Annotated in this window: 15 protein-coding genes; 9 read left to right on the top strand and 6 right to left on the bottom strand. The window is 73.4% G+C overall.

Annotation, left to right across the window (positions count from 1 at the left end):
- Positions 1-69 precede the first annotated feature (69 nt).
- Both NLU66_RS13965 and NLU66_RS13960 read left to right on the top strand, forming a co-directional pair.
- Complete coding sequence (locus NLU66_RS13965; protein ID WP_259360241.1) at positions 70-825, top strand: gamma-glutamyl-gamma-aminobutyrate hydrolase family protein; 756 nt, start codon at positions 70-72, stop codon at positions 823-825.
- A gap of 77 nt (positions 826-902) precedes the next feature.
- Entirely contained in the window at positions 903-1,166 is a 264-nt protein-coding gene (locus tag NLU66_RS13960; RefSeq protein ID WP_259360240.1) for a hypothetical protein, read from the top strand.
- Between the two features lie 93 nt (positions 1,167-1,259).
- Here the strand turns inward: NLU66_RS13960 and deoD are convergent, their stop codons facing one another.
- A complete protein-coding gene (deoD, locus tag NLU66_RS13955) occupies positions 1,260-1,982 on the bottom strand; it encodes a purine-nucleoside phosphorylase (RefSeq protein WP_259360239.1) in 723 nt (240 codons plus the stop codon).
- Between the two features lie 81 nt (positions 1,983-2,063).
- Between deoD and NLU66_RS13950 the strand changes: the two genes are divergently transcribed.
- Positions 2,064-3,389 carry an MFS transporter gene (locus NLU66_RS13950; RefSeq protein WP_259360238.1) on the top strand — a complete coding sequence of 442 codons (1,326 nt, stop codon included), beginning with the start codon at positions 2,064-2,066 and terminating at the stop codon, positions 3,387-3,389.
- Here NLU66_RS13950 and NLU66_RS13945 read toward each other — a convergent pair.
- Positions 3,376-4,002 carry an L-threonylcarbamoyladenylate synthase gene (locus NLU66_RS13945; RefSeq protein ID WP_259360237.1) on the bottom strand — a complete coding sequence of 209 codons (627 nt, stop codon included), beginning with the start codon at positions 4,000-4,002 and terminating at the stop codon, positions 3,376-3,378. The two genes, NLU66_RS13950 and NLU66_RS13945, sit on opposite strands and share 14 nt — an antisense overlap.
- Before the next feature lie 159 nt (positions 4,003-4,161).
- The gene (locus NLU66_RS13940) at positions 4,162-4,527 is read right to left on the bottom strand and encodes a DUF952 domain-containing protein (protein WP_259360236.1); all 366 of its coding nucleotides are present in this window, start codon (positions 4,525-4,527) and stop codon (positions 4,162-4,164) included.
- A gap of 24 nt (positions 4,528-4,551) precedes the next feature.
- On the opposite strand from NLU66_RS13940, the gene NLU66_RS13935 reads away from it, so the two are divergent.
- The 4 genes from NLU66_RS13935 to NLU66_RS13920 all read left to right on the top strand — a co-directional run bounded on the left by NLU66_RS13935 (position 4,552) and on the right by NLU66_RS13920 (position 7,341).
- Positions 4,552-4,893, top strand: a complete 342-nt coding sequence (locus NLU66_RS13935; protein ID WP_259360235.1) for a GNAT family N-acetyltransferase — start codon at positions 4,552-4,554, stop codon at positions 4,891-4,893.
- Positions 4,890-5,393 carry a low molecular weight protein-tyrosine-phosphatase gene (locus tag NLU66_RS13930; RefSeq protein ID WP_259360234.1) on the top strand — a complete coding sequence of 168 codons (504 nt, stop codon included), beginning with the start codon at positions 4,890-4,892 and terminating at the stop codon, positions 5,391-5,393. The genes NLU66_RS13935 and NLU66_RS13930 overlap by 4 nt, the downstream gene beginning before the upstream one ends.
- Positions 5,390-6,841: an amidase gene (locus tag NLU66_RS13925; RefSeq protein WP_259360233.1), complete on the top strand. Its 1,452-nt coding sequence runs from the start codon at positions 5,390-5,392 to the stop codon at positions 6,839-6,841. The genes NLU66_RS13930 and NLU66_RS13925 overlap by 4 nt, the downstream gene beginning before the upstream one ends.
- A gap of 98 nt (positions 6,842-6,939) precedes the next feature.
- Positions 6,940-7,341, top strand: a complete 402-nt coding sequence (locus NLU66_RS13920) for an RNA-binding S4 domain-containing protein (protein WP_259362599.1) — start codon at positions 6,940-6,942, stop codon at positions 7,339-7,341.
- A 79-nt stretch (positions 7,342-7,420) separates the two neighbouring features.
- On the opposite strand, the gene NLU66_RS13915 is transcribed toward NLU66_RS13920, so the two are convergent.
- Positions 7,421-8,854 carry a PrsW family intramembrane metalloprotease gene (locus tag NLU66_RS13915; RefSeq protein ID WP_267136235.1) on the bottom strand — a complete coding sequence of 478 codons (1,434 nt, stop codon included), beginning with the start codon at positions 8,852-8,854 and terminating at the stop codon, positions 7,421-7,423.
- Between the two features lie 280 nt (positions 8,855-9,134).
- Between NLU66_RS13915 and clpB the strand changes: the two genes are divergently transcribed.
- Complete coding sequence (gene clpB, locus NLU66_RS13910) at positions 9,135-11,861, top strand: ATP-dependent chaperone ClpB (RefSeq protein ID WP_259360232.1); 2,727 nt, start codon at positions 9,135-9,137, stop codon at positions 11,859-11,861.
- Between the two features lie 57 nt (positions 11,862-11,918).
- On the opposite strand, the gene NLU66_RS13905 is transcribed toward clpB, so the two are convergent.
- Positions 11,919-13,196 (bottom strand): hypothetical protein, encoded by a 1,278-nt coding sequence (locus NLU66_RS13905; RefSeq protein ID WP_259360231.1) that lies wholly within the window; start codon positions 13,194-13,196, stop codon positions 11,919-11,921.
- A 121-nt stretch (positions 13,197-13,317) separates the two neighbouring features.
- Between NLU66_RS13905 and NLU66_RS13900 the strand changes: the two genes are divergently transcribed.
- Positions 13,318-14,658, top strand: a complete 1,341-nt coding sequence (locus tag NLU66_RS13900; RefSeq protein ID WP_259360230.1) for an MFS transporter — start codon at positions 13,318-13,320, stop codon at positions 14,656-14,658.
- A gap of 93 nt (positions 14,659-14,751) precedes the next feature.
- Here NLU66_RS13900 and leuS read toward each other — a convergent pair whose 3' ends face one another.
- Positions 14,752-17,673, bottom strand: a complete 2,922-nt coding sequence (gene leuS, locus NLU66_RS13895) for a leucine--tRNA ligase (protein ID WP_259360229.1) — start codon at positions 17,671-17,673, stop codon at positions 14,752-14,754.
- Positions 17,674-17,877 lie beyond the last annotated feature (204 nt).

Raw genomic sequence — 17,877 nt, 5'->3', positions numbered from 1 at the left:
GTGCGCGCGATGGGGTGACATGGTCCTGTCGCCGCACGGCGGCCACCCTGCCCGCGGAAAGGACCACTCATGGCGCAGCGCTCCACCACCCGTCGCCCGCTCATCGGCGTGACCGCAGGGACCGGCCGCATGATGTCCGGCGCGTGGGAGGGGCACGAGGCCGTGACCCTCACCGCGCACTACGTCCGCGCGATCCGCGAGGCCGGCGCCCGTGCCGTGATCATCGCCCCGCAGGACGAGTGGACGGACGAGGAGGTCCAGGACCTCGACGGCCTCGTCCTCACCGGCGGCACCGACCTCGACCCCGCGCTCCTGGGCGAGGCCCCGCGGGAGACGGACATGGCGGCGGACCCGGCGCGCGACGCCTTCGAGACCGCGCTGTACCGTGCGGCGCGCCGCACCGGGGTGCCCGTGCTCGGCGTCTGCCGGGGCCTGCAGCTCGTCGTCGTCGCCGAGGGCGGCGACCTCCACCGCCACCTCCCCGTGGACCTCCCTGCGCATCCCCTCACGGGCATCGTCCCGACGCCCGTGACCGCGGAGGTCGACGCGGACAGCGACACCGCGCTCGCCGTCGGCACCCGCGCCGAGGTCACCGCCTTCCACCACCAGGGCGTGCGAGAGGTGCCCTCCTCGCTGCGCGTCGTGGCCCGCCACGCGAGCGGCCTGCCGCTCGCCGTCGAGGCCGTCGCCGGCAGCCCCGTCATCGCCGTGCAGTGGCACCCCGAGCTCGAGAGCGGGCACGCCCCGGGGGAGGGCCTGTTCGCGGCGCTCGTCACGGCCGTGCGCACGGCGGGCCGGTCCGCGGCACCGTCGGCGCTGGTCTAGGATGGGGCACGACCGTCTGCGCCCCGTCCCGAACCCGGGACGGCCGGCGCGCCCGGGAGGAGCGGAGGAAGCAGAGCATGAGCCAGAGCATGAGCGCTGAGCAGGCCACCGGCGCTGTCGTCGCCAAGGGCGATCACGTCGAGACCGTCGAACCGGCCACCACGTCGGAGGGCAACAGCACCGTCCTGTCCGTCGTGCTGTTCGCGCTGCTGTTCGTCCTCTTCGCGGGCGGGCTGTACGTGCTGAGCCTGTTCACCCCCGTGACCTTCATCGTGGGTCTCGCGATGGTGCTGCTCTCGCTGTACCTCACCTTCGACACGGTCCCGCGCTTCCTCGCCTGACGAGGACGCCCCGCGACGAACCGGGCCCGGCACCGCGAGGTGCCGGGCCCGCCCGCGTCCCGGGGGCGTGCGCGCGCCCCCGGGATCACCGGGTCAGGAGGACCGCCCGTCCACCCGGACGATCGTCTCGAGCGCCATCACGACCATGTCCTCGAAGGTCTCCTGGCGCTCCTGGGCGCTCGTCTCCTCCCCCGTGACGAGGTGGTCGGAGACCGTGCACAGGGCGAGCGCACGCCGGCCGAACTGCGCCGCGAGCGTGTACAGGGCGGCAGCCTCCATCTCGATGCCGAGCACGCCGTAGCCCGCGAGCGTGCGCGTGACCTCGGGGGCGGGGGAGTAGAACTGGTCCGCCGAGAACAGCCCGCCCGCGACGACCGGCAGCAGCCGCTCCTCGCCGACGGCGGCCGCGATCCGCGCCAGCTCGAAGTCCGCGGCCGGGGCGAAGGTGACGTCCCCGAAGCGCGCCCGGTTCATGGCGGAGTCCGTGGAGGCCGCGACGCCGAGCACCACGTCCCGCACGCCGACCCGCTCCGAGAGGCCCCCGCAGGTGCCCACCCGGATGATCGTCTCGACGTCGTACTCGCTGAACAGCTCGTGGGCGTAGATGGCGAGCGAGGGCTGGCCCATGCCGGAGCCCTGCGCGGAGACGCGGACCCCGGCGTAGGTGCCGGTGTACCCGAGCATGCCGCGGACGTCGTTGTACTGGACGGGGTCCTCGAGGAAGGTCTCGGCGATCCACCGCGCGCGGTAGGGGTCGCCGGGCATGAGCACGGCAGGGGCGATCTGGTCCGGAGCGGCTCCGATATGGGTCGACATGCCGCCAGCGTACGGTCGCGCGGCGCCCCGGCGGCGCGGCGCGCTGTCGCCCGGCGCACGAGGGCAGCACAATGGTGCCCCGTGAACGCTCACTCCCCGCAGCCCGGCGATGCCCGGCCCGCCGCGTCCTCGACCGGTGTCGCCGCGGACGCCCGCCGCGCCCGCTGGGCGGTCTCGCTGCTCTTCTTCCTCAACGGCGCCTCGTTCTGCGCGATCCTGCCCCGCTACCCCGAGCTGGTCGAGCACATCGGGCTCAGCAACGCCGCCTTCGGGCTCGCCGTGGGCCTCGGACCCCTCGGAGGGCTCACCGCGGGCCTCACCGTCGCCGCGCTGATGACCCGGTTCGGCTCCGCGCGGGTGAGCGTCGCCGCCCAGGTGGTCGCCTCGACCGTGCACCTGGCCGTCTACGTCTCCGGGTCCTGGCTGTGGCTCGCCGTCTCGCTGTTCCTCGCCGCCGCGGCCGACGCCGTCACCGACGTCGCCATGAACTCCCACGGCATGCGCGTCGAGCGCCGCTACCGCCGCTCGATCATGAACAGCTACCACGGCTGGTGGTCCCTCGGCGCGGTCACCGGCGGGCTGCTCGGCTCCCTCGCCGCCCAGATCGCCCTGCCCACCTGGGGCCAGGGCGTGCTCGGGCTCGTGGTCTTCGGCGCCCTGGCCCTGCTCGCCCTGCGCGGCATGCTCCCCGGCCACGACACCCTCGAGCGGGAGCAGGGTGCCCCGGGCGGGACCACCGCCCAGGCGGCGCCGTCGGCCGCCTCCGCCGCCGAGGTCCCCGCGGACCCGGCCCCCTCCGGGCTGCGGATCGCGGGCATGGCGCCGCGGGCGCTCGGGCTCGTGCTCGCCCTCGGCATGCTGCTCGTCTTCGCGGGCTCCACGGAGGACGCCGGCAACACCTGGGGCGCCCTGTTCATGACCTCGACCTACGCCGTCGGCCCCTTCGTCGCGGGCATGGCCTTCGTGGCCCTCCAGGGGGCGCAGACCATCGGCCGCTTCACCGGGGACGCGGTCGTGGACCGCCTCGGCGACCGGACGACCGCCCGGATCGGCGCGCTCGTCTCCGCCGCCGGCATGTCCTTCGCGCTGCTCGTGCCGAGCCCCGTGACCGCCGTGATCGGCTTCGCGTTCGCGGGCTGGGGCGTCGCGACGCTGTTCCCCGCCGTGTACCGCGCGGCCGACGAGGTCCCCGGCGTCCCCCACGGGGTGGGCATGACCGTCGCCGGCTGGCTCGCCCGGCTCGGGTTCTTCGTCTCCCCGCCGATCATCGGCGCGCTCGCCGACGCGCTGACCCTGCGCCACGCCCTGTGGCTCGTGCCGCTCTACGCCCTCGGGATCCTCGTGGTCTCCGGCGCGCTCGCGGGACGGGACCGCGGCGTCGAGGAGGGGAGCGTCAGAACCGGCTGACGTCCCCCGCGCCCTCACGGGCGATCACGAGCTCCCCGGAGGAGAGGTCCACGACGGTCGTCGGCTCGATGCCCACCTCGCCCGAGTCGATGATCACGTCGACCTGGTTGTCCAGCAGGTCCTGCACGACCCAGCCCTCCGCCGGCGGGTCCTCCTGGCCCGGCAGCAGCAGGGTCGAGGAGACGATCGGCTCGCCGAGCGCCTCCACCAGGGCGTGGGCCACGCGGTGATCGGGGATGCGCACGCCCACCGTGTGCTTCTTGGGGTGGGACATCCTGCGCGGCACCTCCTTGGTGGCCGGCAGGATGAAGGTGTACGGGCCGGGCGTCGCGTTCTTCACCAGGCGGAACACCGGGTTCGAGACGATGACGAACTGCCCCAGCTGCGCGAAGTCCGCGCACACGAGCGTGAAGTGGTGGTCCTTGCCCACCTGGCGGATGCGGCGGATCCGCTCGAGCCCCTCCGGGGAGTCGAGCGTGCAGCCCAGCGCGTAGCAGGAGTCCGTGGGATAGGCGATGAGACCGCCGTCGCGCAGCACGCGCACGGCCTGGTCGATGTTCCGCGCCTGGGGGTCCACGGGATGGATGTCGAGGTAGCGAGCCGAGGGAGCCATGCTCGATGCTACGTCCGCGGGCGCCGCGACGGCGGCAACCGCACGTCGATCAGGCGGTGCTCGATGGACTGATCTCCTGCCGCTCGTTCCTCGCAGCACGTCGATCAGGCGGTGCTCGGTGGCCTGATCTCCTGCCGCTCGTTCCTCGCAGCACGTCGATCAGGCGACGACGACGAACTCGCGGCCGATCCACTTCGTGCGGCGCAGCCGCTGCACCGCGCCGATCGGGAGCGGGCCGTTGATGTGCGGATAGCCGCGGCCGCGGCCGTCGCGATCCGCCTCGATGTCCACGGCGACGCCGGTGGCCTCGACACGGGCGACGTCGATCTCGAGGATCACGAGATCGGCGGGGCGGTCCGGGTACACGCGCTTGGCGACCATCGACACCTGCTCGGGCCAGCAGGCGTGCAGGAACCCCACCTCGGCGAGATCGCGGCCGCGGGTCGAGCAGGTGTAGGTACCCTCCCGGACGGCCGCCTCCCAGGCGGCCAGCTCGGTGATGTGCCAGATCAGGGGCGGGGGCATGAGGGGCAGTGTAGCGTTCCGTGCATGCACGAGAAGCCCGGCGGACCCCCGCACGTGCGGCTGGTCCACGATGAGGATCGCGATCGCTTCGAGGCGCTCGCCGGCGACGGCGTCGTGGGGGTGCTCGCCTACGGGCCGGACCCGCTCCGCGATGGCGTCCGCGACCTGCGCTCCACGGTGGTCTCCGCGGAGCACGGCGGGCAGGGGATCGGCTCCGCGCTCGTCCGCGCCGCCGTCCAGGACTCCCGCGAGCGCGGCCTGCGTCTCACCGCCACCTGCTGGTTCGCCCGCGCCTGGCTCGAGCGGCATCCTGAGCACCACGATCTCCTCGCCGACGTCCCCGAGGAGGGGAAGGACCCCCGGTGACCTATCGCATCCTCACCGTCTGCACCGGCAACATCTGTCGGTCGCCGATGGCCGAGTTCCAGCTGCGCGCCGCCCTCGAGGAGGCCGGCCTCGGCGACCGCGTCGACGTCGCGAGCGCCGGCACCACCTCCTACGAGGAGGGTAATCCTGTGGACCCCCGCGCCGGGGCCCTCCTGCGCGAGCACGGCATGGACCCCTCCGCGCACCGCGCCCGCGCCGTGACCCGCGAGGAGCTGTCCCGGGCGGACCTCGTCCTCGCCCTTGACCACGACCACGTCCGGCCCCTCGAGCGGCTCTCCGGCGAGAGGCTGGGGGAGCGGATCCGCATGCTGCGCTCCTTCGACCCGCAGGCGGGGGAGGACCTCGGCATCCGCGATCCCTGGTACGGCGGCGACGAGGACTTCGAGACCACCTACACCCAGGTGGACGCCGCCCTCCCGGGGCTCGTGGAGCACGTGCGCGGCGCCCTCGCCGCGGGCGGGCACGGCACCGCCTCATGAGCGCCCTCGGGACCGCCGCCGCGCTGCGTGCCGGGGACCTCGACGCCCGGGAGCTCACCGAGCAGACCCTCGCCGCGGCCGCGACCCGCGGAGCCGCTGTCGGCGCCTTCGCCCACGTCCTCGAGGAGCTCAGCCGGGAGCAGGCCGAACGGGCCCAGGGGGAGCTCGAGGACGCCCGTCGCGCCGGACGCCTCGAGGACCTCGCCCGCCGCCGGCCCCTGCTCGGCGTGCCGCTGCCCGTGAAGGACCTCACCCGCATCGCCGGCCAGCCCTTCGAGGCAGGGAGCACCGTGCTGCGCGGCACGATCGCGGAGGTCACCGACGGCGTCGCCGCACGGATCCTCGACGCCGGCACGGTGACGATCGGCAAGACCACGACGCCCGAGTTCGGCATGCCCGCCTACACGGAGCCCGCGACCGGTGCGCCGGCCCGCACCCCCTGGGACGTGCGGCGCACGGCCGGCGGCTCGAGCGGCGGGGCCGGGGCGGCGGTCGCGAGCGGGGTCGTCGACCTCGCCCACGGCTCCGACGGCGGCGGGTCCGTGCGGATCCCCGCGGCGTGCTGCGGCCTCGTCGGGATCAAACCCTCCCGCGGCCTCGTCTCGACGGGGCCCTTCGGCACCGAGGGCGCCGGGCTCGTCGCCGACGGCATGCTCGCCACGACCGTGCGCGACGCGGCGGCCGGCCTCGACCTCATCGCCGGACCCCGCCCCGGCGACGCCCAGCCGGCACCGCTCGTGCCCGGCGGCTACCTCTCCGCCTGCGAGGAATCGGCACCCGAGGGGCTGCGGATCGGCGTGCTCACGACGCCGCTCGCGGCCGAGGTCGACGTGCATCCCGCCGCCCTGCGCGCCGTGGAGCGCACGGTCGCGCTGCTGCGCGACCTCGGCCACCACCCCGTGCCGGTCTCCGCCCCCTTCACCCCGCAGGAGTGGCGCAGCTTCATGCCCCTGTGGACGGTGGGCGCCGCGATGATCCCCGTGCCCCCGGAGCGTGAGGGCGAGCTGCTGACCCTCACCCGCTGGCTGCGTGAGCAGGGACGCGGGTACAGCGGGACGGATCTGCTCACGGCGATCTCCGGCGTGCAGGCGCTCGCACGGCGCACGGGGGAGGCCTTCGCGGAGCTGGACCTCGTCCTCACCCCGGGGCTCTCGGGCCCGCCCGCCCGCCCGGAGACCCTCCAGCTCGACGACGGCGCCGCGGACTTCGACGCCCAGTGCGCCTTCACCCCGTGGACGAGCACCTGGAACATGACCGGCGCCGCCGCGATCGCCGTTCCCGCGCACCGCGAGGTGGTCGACGGTGTGCTGCTGCCCTTCGGCGTCCAGCTGGGCGGCACCGGCCCCGGCGCCGAGGCCCTGCTGCTGCAGGTCGCCGCCCAGATCGAGCAGCACGACCCGTGGCCGCTGCGCGCCGCGGACGCCTCCCGGGGCGGGACGGGCGCATGAGCGGGGCCGAGGAGGCCGCTGCGGCGAACACGGAGGCATCGGAGGGCCCCGGGGAGGCGACACCGGCGCCCGCGCGCCCCGCTCCGACCGTCGCCGCGGTGCGCCTGGACACCTGGCTGTGGAGCGTGCGGCTGTACCCCACCCGCTCCGCGGCCACCGCCGCCTGCCGCGCGGGCCACGTGCGACGCAACGGCGAGCCCACCAAGGCGAGCCAGAGGATCGCGGTGGGGGACGAGCTGCGCCTGCGCTCCCCGGGGCGCGAGCGCATCGTCGTGGTCACGCAGCTGCTCGGGAAGCGGGTGGGCGCGCCCGTCGCGCGCACCGCCTACGAGGACCACAGCCCGGAGCCGCCGCAGCTCTTCGGCGCCCCACCGCGACGGGACCGCGGGGCGGGGCGCCCCACCAAGCGGGAGCGGCGCGCGCTGGACCGGCTGCGCGGCCGGGACCTGCCCGGCGTCGAGCACGACGAGGACCTGCCCGAGGACCGCGCCGGGCGCTGAACCCGGGAACGACGGGGCTCACGCCACGTCGCGTCGGCGTCGCCCGGCCGGGAGTCGCCTCCCGGCCGGGCGGAGCGGCTCAGCGCGGCTGGCCGCTCGCCGCGAACAGCTGCTGGCGGTTGGTCGAGAGGCGACCCAGCAGGCCCGCCTCGAGGGCGACGACCTTGGGATTCGCGCCGTCGGCCAGGAGCCGCTGGCGCACGGAGGCGAGATCGGCGCTCTCGCGGATGAAGCGCTTCATGAGCGGCTTCGCGCCGATCTGCTTCGCCCAGGCGCGGCCCTCACGGCGCCCCTTCCAGGTGGCGAGCATCGTGACCTCCTCGTGGGTGAGCCAGCCGGTGTTCGCGTAGTCGCCCAGGCGCACGCGCGTGAGCCGGGCCTCGTCCCAGACCAGCACGCCGATCAGGCACAGCCACAGCAGGGACAGCAGCGCCTCGAGCGCGAACATGATGATCGTGACGGTCCAGCCGCCGGCGAGGCTCGCGGTGAGGTTCCATCCGGCGTGCAGCAGCATCCCGGGGATCACGGCGACCACGAACACGAGCAGGCCCGAGATCGTGCCCCATTTGCGGGCGACGAAGCCCATAATCATGCCCGTCAGCGACGTGTAGATGGCGTGGCCGAAGATGTTCAGCGCTCCGCGCATGACGACCAGCACGGCCACGCCGCCCAGGCCCATCTGATCGAAGCCGTTCGCGTAGTACAGGATGTTCTCGGTGAAGGCGAAGCCGCCGCCGATCAGCGCGCCGTAGATGAGGCCGTCCAGCGGCCCGTTGAAGTAGCGGCGGGCGAGCAGCATGAGGACCAGCAGCCCGAGCCCCTTCGTGGTCTCCTCGACGATCGGGGCGCTGATGACGGGGCCGAAGAAGCTCGTGACCGCCTCGCTGCCCGTGATCCGCCAGACGAGGACCGAGCCCAGGGTGTTCACCCAGAAGCTCACGAAGCTCGCGATGGCGGCGCCCCACATGACCGCGATGAGCAGCAGCGGGATCGGCTGCGGGTCCCAGCGGTCCGCGAGCAGGATGATCCCGACGATCACGACGAGGGACAGGAACGCGAGGAAGCCCATGACGGGCCACCAGACGGGGCTCGAGGAGTACGACAGCGTGAGGTAGACGAAGAAGAAGCCGAGCACGAGGAGCAGCCCGATGCCGAGGACGGCCAGGGCGATCCAGGTGAGGACCGTGACGCGGGGGACCGGCTCCGCCTCACGCCCGACCTCCTGCACCCGTCGGGTCTGGGTCGCCCAGGCCGACTGCGGCTGCGGCTGCACGGGCCGCTGGATCTGCGCGGGGGCGTAGCGCGCGGCGGTGAGGCCCGAGGCGGGTCGCACGGAGGTGTCGTAGGAGCGGGGGATGCCGTAGTCGACGTACTGGGGCTGCGCCTGGAACCCCGGCGCGCCCGCGGCGGGGGAGCCCGCGCCGGGGCGGGGCCGGCCGGTGGGCTGCTGTCCCGGCTGCTGGGGGCGACCCGGGGACGGGGGCCCCGGGTGGGCGGACGGCGGCTGGGTCATGGGAGGAGCGCCTTCGGGATCGGGGAGGGACGACGGCGGAGCGCGTCGCCCGGGGCGGTGCGGGGGAGGAGGGGAGCGGACCGCATGGTCCCCTCCCCCGGGGACGGATCGATCTGGATGCGATGCTACCGGTGATGCTCGCCACGGCGAGGGGGTCCGCACCGGCTGTGGACGGGGCGGAGGGAGGCCCTGACCCCTCGCTCCCGCACCTTGAGCGGAATAGACTCAACTCTGTACCCGTTGCACCTCATGTCCCCGCGCACAGCATGGAAGGAGCGCCGTGGAGTTCCAGTTCACCACCCGATCGCAGGAAGCGATCACCACCGCCGCCCAGCACGCCGCAGAGCTCGGCAACCCCCAGGTCAGCTCCTTGCACCTGCTGCAGTCGTTGCTCGGCCAGGCGGACGGCATCGGCCGCGCCGCCCTCGTCGAGGCCGGTGCCGAGCCCGCCGCCGTCCTCGAGCAGGTCGCGACCGCGATCGGGCAGCTGCCCCAGGTCAGCGGGGGCGGCGCCGGCCATCCGACCTTCGTCGGCACCGGCTACGACGCCCTCGAGGCCGCCCGCCACGAGGCCGACGCCGCCGGCCGCACCTACCTGTCCACCGAGCACCTCCTGATCGGCATCGCGCTCGGCAAGGACGCCGCCGCCCGCCTCCTCCAGGCGGCCGGCGCGGGCCCCGCCGCCCTGCGCGATGCCGTCACCCGACTCACCTCCGGAGAGGACCGTATGAGCACCATGGATTCCCAGAACCCCGAGGGCACCTTCCAGAGCCTCGAGAAGTTCGGCCTCGACCTCACCGAGCAGGCCCGCGAGGGCAGGCTCGACCCCGTCATCGGCCGGGACACCGAGATCCGCCGCGTCGTCCAGGTGCTCAGCCGCCGCACCAAGAACAACCCGGTGCTCATCGGCGAGCCCGGCGTCGGCAAGACCGCCGTGGTCGAGGGCCTCGCGCAGCGCATCGTCGCGGGCGACGTCCCGGACTCGCTGCGCGGCAAGCGCCTGATCTCCCTGGACCTCTCCTCGATGGTCGCCGGGTCGAAGTACCGCGGCGAGTTCGAGGAGCGCATGAAGGCCGTCCTCGACGAGATCCGCACGAGCAACGGCCAGATCATCACCTTCATCGACGAGCTGCACACCGTCGTGGGCGCGGGCGGCACCGGCGACGGGGCGATGGACGCCGGCAACATGCTCAAGCCCATGCTCGCCCGCGGCGAGCTGCGGATGGTCGGCGCGACCACCCTGGACGAGTACCGCGAGAACATCGAGAAGGACCCGGCCCTCGAGCGCCGCTTCCAGCAGGTGTTCGTGGGCGAGCCCAGCGTCGAGGACACCATCACGATCCTGCGCGGCCTCAAGGACAAGTACGAGGCGCACCACAAGGTCTCGATCACCGACGCCGCGCTGGTCGCCGCCGCGACGCTCTCGGACCGCTACATCTCCGGGCGCCAGCTCCCCGACAAGGCCATCGACCTCGTCGACGAGGCCGCGTCCCGCCAGCGCATGGAGCTCGACTCCTCCCCGGAGGAGCTGGACATCCTGCGCCGTCAGGTCGACCGCCTGCGGATGGAGGAGATGGCCCTCCAGGGCAGCGAGGACCCGGGCAGCATCGCCCGCCTCGACTCCGTGCGCGGGCAGCTCGCGGACCGCACCGAGCGGATGACCGCGCTCTCCGCCCGCTGGGAGCGGGAGAAGGCCGGACTGAACCAGGTCGGCGAGCTCAAGGCCCAGCTCGAGCAGCTGCGCATGCAGGCCGATCGCGCCCAGCGCGAGGGCGACCTCACCGCCGCCTCGAAGATCCTCTACGGCGACATCCCCGCGCTGAAGACCCAGCTGCGCGAGGCGGAGGAGTCCGAGGCCGCGGGGGAGGTGGGCGACGAGCGCCCGCTCGTGGCCGATCACGTGGGACCCGACGACATCGCCGAGGTGGTGGGCACGTGGACGGGCATCCCGGCCGGCCGCCTGCTGCAGTCCGAGACGCAGAAGCTGCTCGAGATGGAGGACATCATCGGCGAGCGGCTGATCGGTCAGCGGCGCGCCGTGGCCGAGGTCTCCGACGCGGTGCGTCGTGCCCGCGCGGGCATCGCCGACCCGAACCGCCCCACCGGCTCGTTCCTGTTCCTGGGGCCGACGGGCGTCGGCAAGACCGAGCTCGCGAAGGCGCTCGCCGAGTTCCTCTTCGACGACGAGCGGGCCATGATCCGCATCGACATGTCGGAGTACGGGGAGAAGCACACCGTCTCCCGTCTCGTCGGCGCCCCTCCGGGGTACGTCGGCTACGACGAGGGCGGTCAGCTCACGGAGGCCGTGCGGCGCCGGCCGTACTCGGTGGTCCTGCTCGACGAGATCGAGAAGGCCCACCCCGACGTCTTCGACATCCTGCTGCAGGTGCTCGACGACGGCCGGCTCACCGACGGCCAGGGTCGCACGGTGGACTTCCGCTCCACGATCCTCATCCTCACCTCGAACCTCGGCGCCCACGTGCTGCAGGACACGTCGCTGCCGGAGGCCGAGAAGCACGAGCGGGTCATGCAGGTGGTCCGGGCGTCCTTCAAGCCGGAGTTCCTCAACCGCCTCGACGACGTCGTCATGTTCGACGCGCTGCAGCGTGAGGAGCTCTCGCGGATCGTCTCCCTCCAGATCGAGGCGGTCGGCGCGCGGCTCGCGGACCGTCGGATCCGGCTCGACGTCGACGAGGCGGCGACGCACTGGCTGGCCGACGCGGGCTTCGACCCGCTCTACGGCGCGCGCCCGCTCAAGCGGCTGGTGCAGAAGGAAATCGGCGACGCGCTCGCACGGCTGATCCTGCGCGGCGAGGTGCTCGACGACGCCACGGTCGCCGTGCGCGTGGCTCCGGGCGGCGACGGTCTCGTCCTGTCCGTCCTCGAGGGCGGTCACCAGGAGGAGCGCGTCGACGCCGGGGACCCGGATCTCGTCGACGCGGGAACCTCCGACGGGGCGCCCGCCCCCGGATCCGCGGACGCCTCCGGGGACCCCGCACGGCGCTGAGTTCCTGCCCGCGCGGGAGGGCCGGACGGGTGAGCCCCGTCCGGCCCTCCCGCCGTCTCAGGCGCTGCGCCGCTCCCACGGGAACGGTGCGTTCTCGAGCCGGTAGCGGTAGATCTTCTCGGTGTCGGTGATCTCGTCGACCTTCGCCTGCCAGGCCTCACCCGCACCGCGCATCGCCTCTCCCGCCTCCCGCAGCGCATCGCCGCTGCCGGGGGAGGCCATGTCCATGACATCGGCCCCGCGCCCGGCGACGGTGCCGATCGCCTCGCTGAGCGCGGGCACCGGGGTCGCGGTCAGCGCATCCGCGCTCGCTCCGAGGTGACGCAGCATGCCGCGCTCGCCGGCACGGGCCGCCCCGGCCCAGTCGCCCTCGCCCACGGACTCGGAGATCTCCGCGGAGGTCTGGGAGACGTTCGCGAACTGCTGGTCCACGGCGCCCGTGACGGTGTCGTAGACGGACCCCTCGCCCAGGGCGACGCCGGCGAGGTCATGGGGGATCCGGGCGAGGCCGACGATCGGCGTCGCGGCGCCCAGTCCCGCGGACTCCATCCGGGACTCGACCCCGTCGAGGAACTCGCCGCTGCTCTCGGTGAGCGTCGCGGCCGTCTGCAGACCGCCCAGCCCGGGGACCTGGCCGAACAGGATCTTCCGGTTCGTGGACGCCTCGGTGACCCGGTCCTGGTCCAGGGCGAACGGGGTGTCGTCCTGCACCGTGCCCCGTTCCGGCACCGGGGCGGGCACCGGGTCGGGCAGTCCGTCGGTGGGGTCGTGGGGCAGCGGGGGGAGCGTCGGGTCGATCGGGGCGGCGAGGGGGCCGCCGAGCAGCGGGCGGATCTTCTCGAAGGTCTCCCCGGCTCGCTCGCGCCAGCGGTCGAGCGTCTCGTGGGTGTCGAAGGGCTCCTCGGGACCGGAGGGGCCGATCGGATGTCCGAGGGGGCCGCCGATCCACGGGCCGAGGTCACCGGGATCGGGCAGCCCGGCTCCGGTGGACGGCCGCAGGCGCCCGCCGAGGTCCCGGACCCCGTCGAAGGCGTCCATCCGCACCATCGCGTAGGGGTCCCCGCCGCCCTCGGCGGAGGAGGCGCGCTCCTGGGCGTCGCGGTGGCCCTCGAGCAGGGCCCGGCGCGCGGCGAGCAGGTCGCACGCGCCGCCCAGCTCATCGGTGACCGCGCTGGTGCGCGAGCGGTGCGCCGCGGCGTCCGGCCCGGTCCAGTCGACGGAGGCGGAGGTGCTGCGGAGCAGCTCGACGAGGTCCCGCAGGAGCTCGATCCGCTCATCGATGCTCTCGATGTACTCGTCCATGTCGAGGGGGTCGCATCCCCAGAAGGTGTCCATGCGGCGAACCTAGGCGCGACGGAGCGGCGCGCGCCGGGCGGCCGCCCGGGCTGTGGACGACGGTGTCCTGGGGAGGAACCATTTCTGCGGGGCGCCTCCCCGCGGTCCTACAGTGGCGCGCATGTCCTTCCCCCACACCCCCGACCACCCCGCTCCCGCGCCGACCCCCGCCCGCCAGTCACGGGCGAAGACCCTGCTGGGCACCGGGATCGGCAACGCGCTGGAGTGGTACGACTGGAACGTCTACGCGTCCTTCGCCGTCTACTTCTCCGCGCAGGCCTTCGACAGCAGCGACCGCACCTCCGCCTTCCTCTCCACGATGGCGATCTTCGCCGTCGGCTTCGTCGCTCGCCCCTTCGGCGGCGTCGTCTTCGGCTGGATCGGCGACCGTGTGGGCCGCAAGCACGCGCTCTCCCTCGCCGTGCTCGCCGCCTCGATCGGGTCCCTGCTCATCGCCGTGCTGCCGACCTACGGCACGGTCGGCGTTCTCGCGTCGTTCCTGCTGCTCCTGGCCCGTCTGATCCAGGGGCTCGCGCACGGCGGCGAGCTCCCCTCCGCGCAGACCTATCTCGCCGAGCACGCCCCGCGCGAGCACCGCGGCTTCTGGGCCAGCTCGATCTACGTGACCGGCACCCTCGGCCTCCTCGCGAGCCTCGTGCTGGGCCTCGCGCTCAGCACCGCCCTCACCGAGGAGCAGATGGCGGCCTGGGGATGGCGCGTGCCCTTCGCGATCGGCGCCGTGCTGGGCCTCGTCGCCCTGTGGATCCGCCGCTCGATGGAGGAGTCCGAGGTGTTCGAGGCCTCCCGCGCGGAGGACGGCACCGCGGGTCCCCGGGAGAACGTCCTCGTGGGCCTGTTCGTGCACTGGCGCACGAGCCTCCAGGTGATCCTCATGACCGCGGGGCTCACCGTCGTCTTCTACATCTGGTCCGTCTCGATGGCGTCCCTCGCCTCCCAGAACCTGGGGTACAGCGCCCAGCAGGCCTTCGGCGCCTCGGTGATCGGCAACGTCGTGCTCGTGCTCGTGCTGCCGCTCTGGGGAGCGCTCTCGGACCGGATCGGCCGGAGGACCTGCGCGCTCATCGCCCTCGTGGGCAGCGGCATCTGCTACCTGCCGATGGTCTCGCTCGTCGAGGGCGGGCAGATGTGGCAGCTCGTCGTCGCGATCAGCGTGCAGCTCGGGCTCATCGCCGGCTTCCTCTCCCACGCCCCGGCGATGTACGCCGAGATGTTCCCGACCTCGCGCCGCACGAGCGGTTTCGGCATCCCCTACGCGGTCGCGATCGCCCTGTTCGGCGGCACCGCCCCGTACCTCAACACCGCGATCGGCGATCAGCACCTCTTCGGCATCTATGCGATCGCGCTCATCGCGATCTCGTCCGCCACGATCCTCACGCTGCGCGAGACCAAGGGGAAGGACCTCACCGAGCCCGTCGGCGCCGCGGCGAGCACCACGGCCTGAGAGGCCGGCGCCGGCGTCCACGGGGCGCCGGAGGAGCGACGGGCCGCGGGGAGCAGTGCTCCCCGCGGCCCGTCCGCGTCGGCGACAGAGACCTCAGACGACGATGTTCACCACGCGCGGCGCCTTCACGATCACCTTGCGCACCGTCTGCCCCTCGAGCAGCTGCTGGACCCGGCCCTCGGCCATGACCAGCGCCTCGAGCTCGGCCTCGCCGATCTCGGGATCGACCTCGACCTTGTGGCGCACCTTGCCCTTGATCTGGACGACGCAGGTGACCGCCTCGGCCTTGGCGAGCTCCGGGTCGGCGACCGGGTAGGGCGCCCGCACGAGGGACTCCTCGTGGCCCAGTCGCTGCCACAGCTCCTCCGCGAGGTGCGGGGCGAAGGGCGAGACCATGAGCACGAGCGGTTCGAGCGCGGCGCGCGGGGCGCCGTTCTCGCCGGAGGTCTTGGTCAGGTGGTTCACGAGCTCGATGAGCTTCGCGATCGCCGTGTTGAACTGCATCTGCGCCATGTCCCGGGTGACGCCCTCGATCGTGCGGTGCACGGTCTTCAGGGTCGCCTGCTCCGGCTCGGCGTCGGAGGCGATCAGCTCACCGGTCTCCTCGGAGACCGCCAGGCGCCAGAGGCGCTGGAGGAAGCGCTGCGAGCCCACGACGGCGCGGGTCTCCCAGGGGCGGGACAGGTCCAGCGGGCCCATCGACATCTCGTACACGCGCAGGGTGTCCGCGCCGTACTCCTCGTACATGTCGTCGGGGGCGACGGCGTTCTTGAGCGACTTGCCCATCTTCCCGTACTCCTGGGTGACCTGCTCGCCCTGGTACGTGAAGGTGCCGTCGGCCTCGGCGACGACCTCCTCCGCGGGGACGTGCACGCCCCGGGAGTCGGTGTACGCGAAGGCCTGGATGTAGCCCTGGTTGAACAGGCGGTGGAAGGGCTCCTGGCTCGTGACGTCGCCGCGGTCGAAGAGCACCTTGTGCCAGAACCGCGCGTACAGCAGGTGCAGCACCGCGTGCTCCACACCGCCCACGTACAGGTCCACGCCGCCCGTGCCGCCCGCCTCGCGGGGGCCCAGCCAGTACTCCTCGTTCTCCGGGCGCACCAGGTGCTCGGTGTCCGTGGGGTCGATGTAGCGCATCTGGTACCAGGAGGAGCCGGCCCACTGCGGCATCGTGTTCGTCTCGCGCAGGTAGCGCTTGGGGCCCTCGCCCAGGTCCAGCTCGACCTCGACCCAGTCCGTCGCGCGGGAGAGCGGGGTCTGCGGCTCGGTGTCCTTGTCGAAGGGGTCGAAGGTCTTCGGGGAGAAGTCCTCGACCTCCGGCAGGTCCACGGGCAGCATCGAGGCGGGCAGCGGGATCGGGGTCTCCGGGTCCGCGGGGTCGTAGACGACCGGGAACGGCTCGCCCCAGTACCGCTGGCGCGAGAACAGCCAGTCGCGCAGGCGGTAGGTGGTGCGGGCGCGGCCGAACCCCTTCTCCTCGGCGAAGGCGGTGGCGCGGGCCTTCGCCTCGTCCTTGTCCAGGCCGTCGAGGTCCAGCTCGGCGGAGGCGGAGTTGATCTTCTCGCCCTCGCCGGTCCAGGCGCCGCCGGTGAAGTCCTCCGGAGGGCGCACGGTGCGGATCACGGGCAGCTCGAAGCGGTCGGCGAAGGCGAAGTCGCGCTCGTCCTCGGCGGGGACGGCCATGATCGCGCCGGTCCCGTAGCCGGTGAGGACGTAGTCCGCGGTGAACACGGGGATCTCGCGGCCGTCCATCGGGTTCACGGCGAACCAGCCGGTGAACACGCCGGTCTTCTCGCGGTCGTCCGCGGTGCGCTCCTCCGCGCCGAGGGACGCGGCGCGCTCCTGGTAGGCGGTGACCGCCTCGCGCGGGCTCGCCGCGCCGCCGGTCCAGGCGTCCTTCGTGCCGGCGGGCCAGGCGGCGGGCAGGGCGGAGGCGTCCTCGAGCAGCGGGTGCTCGGGGGAGAGGACCGTGAAGGTCGCCCCGAAGAGGGTGTCCGCTCGGGTCGTGAACACGTCGAAGGTCGCGCCCTCGACGCCGGCCAGCGGGAAGGTGACCTCGGCGCCGTGGCTGCGGCCGATCCAGTTGCGCTGCATGGAGCGCACGGACTCGGGCCAGTCCACGCGGTCCAGGTCGTCGATGAGGCGGTCGGAGTACGCGGTGATGCGCATGTTCCACTGGCGCAGGCGCCGCGTGAAGACGGGGAAGTTGCCGCGCTCCGAGCGGCCGTCGTTGGTGACCTCCTCGTTGGCCAGCACGGTGCCCAGGCCCGGGCACCAGTTCACCGGGGTCTCCGAGATGTAGGCCAGGCGGAAGGCATCGGCCAGCTGCGCGATCTCGGCGTCGGAGGCGGTGGGGACCTCGGCGGCGGTGCGGCCGGCCCAGGCCTCGGGCAGCGTGATCGACTGCCGCTGGGCGAGCACGAACGGGTCGACGGTCCCGGCGCGCAGCTCCTCGCGCAGCTCGGCGATCGGCCGTGCGCGGCCGACGATGCCGTCGGCGTTCTCGGCGGTCGGGTCGTACCAGGAGTCGAAGATGCGCAGGAAGATCCACTGCGTCCACTGCACGAACTCGCGGTCGGTGGTCGCGAGGGAGCGGCGGGAGTCGTGGGACAGCCCCAGACGGTGCAGTTGGCGGCGCATGTTCGCGACGTTCGACTCGGTGGTCACGCGGGGATGCGTGCCGGTCTGGACGGCGTACTGCTCCGCGGGCAGGCCGAAGGCGTCGTAGCCCATCGTGTAGAGCACGTTCTTGCCGAGCATGCGCTGATGGCGCGCGATGACGTCGGTCGCGATGTAGCCCAGCGGGTGGCCCACGTGCAGCCCCGCCCCCGAGGGGTACGGGAACATGTCCATGATGTACATCTTCTCGCCGAGCTCCGCGGCGGTGCGCCCGTCGGAGAGCGCGCCGACGGGGTTCGCGGCACGGAAGGTGCCCTCCTCGTCCCAGCGCCGCTGCCAGCGCAGCTCGATCTGATCCGCCACCTCTGCCGTGTACCGGTGGGGTGCCTCGCTCATGGATGTCTCGCCTTCCTCGGATGGTGCGGAGCCTCCGCACGACGGTCCTGACATGAAGAAACCCCCGCACAGGCGAGGGGAGCCGCGCCGGTCCCGTGCTCCGCGCCCGGCACCGTGGTGCGGGGGAGGCGGGATTGTCCGACGCGGCTACGGAAGCAGGAGCCGTCGAGTCACCCGTCCATGCTACCGCGCGTCGTGCGGGAC

The sequence above is a fragment of the Brachybacterium sp. NBEC-018 genome (genome assembly GCF_024860185.1).
In the GTDB taxonomy this organism is placed as follows: Bacteria; Actinomycetota; Actinomycetes; order Actinomycetales; family Dermabacteraceae; genus Brachybacterium; species Brachybacterium rhamnosum.
This window is presented reverse-complemented; position numbering and strand designations above follow the sequence as displayed.

Bases quoted from the DNA above. Each gene is read 5' to 3' on its own strand.
- NLU66_RS13905 (WP_259360231.1), bottom strand. From the start codon at position 13,196: ATGGACACCTTCTGGGGATGCGACCCCCTCGACATGGACGAGTACATC.
- NLU66_RS13935 (WP_259360235.1), top strand. From the start codon at position 4,552: ATGCACGAGAAGCCCGGCGGACCCCCGCACGTGCGGCTGGTCCACGAT.
- NLU66_RS13925 (WP_259360233.1), top strand. From the start codon at position 5,390: ATGAGCGCCCTCGGGACCGCCGCCGCGCTGCGTGCCGGGGACCTCGAC.
- NLU66_RS13900 (WP_259360230.1), top strand. From the start codon at position 13,318: ATGTCCTTCCCCCACACCCCCGACCACCCCGCTCCCGCGCCGACCCCC.
- NLU66_RS13915 (WP_267136235.1), bottom strand. From the start codon at position 8,854: ATGACCCAGCCGCCGTCCGCCCACCCGGGGCCCCCGTCCCCGGGTCGC.
- deoD (WP_259360239.1), bottom strand. From the start codon at position 1,982: ATGTCGACCCATATCGGAGCCGCTCCGGACCAGATCGCCCCTGCCGTG.
- leuS (WP_259360229.1), bottom strand. From the start codon at position 17,673: ATGAGCGAGGCACCCCACCGGTACACGGCAGAGGTGGCGGATCAGATC.
- NLU66_RS13960 (WP_259360240.1), top strand. From the start codon at position 903: ATGAGCCAGAGCATGAGCGCTGAGCAGGCCACCGGCGCTGTCGTCGCC.
- NLU66_RS13945 (WP_259360237.1), bottom strand. From the start codon at position 4,002: ATGGCTCCCTCGGCTCGCTACCTCGACATCCATCCCGTGGACCCCCAG.
- NLU66_RS13940 (WP_259360236.1), bottom strand. From the start codon at position 4,527: ATGCCCCCGCCCCTGATCTGGCACATCACCGAGCTGGCCGCCTGGGAG.
- NLU66_RS13965 (WP_259360241.1), top strand. From the start codon at position 70: ATGGCGCAGCGCTCCACCACCCGTCGCCCGCTCATCGGCGTGACCGCA.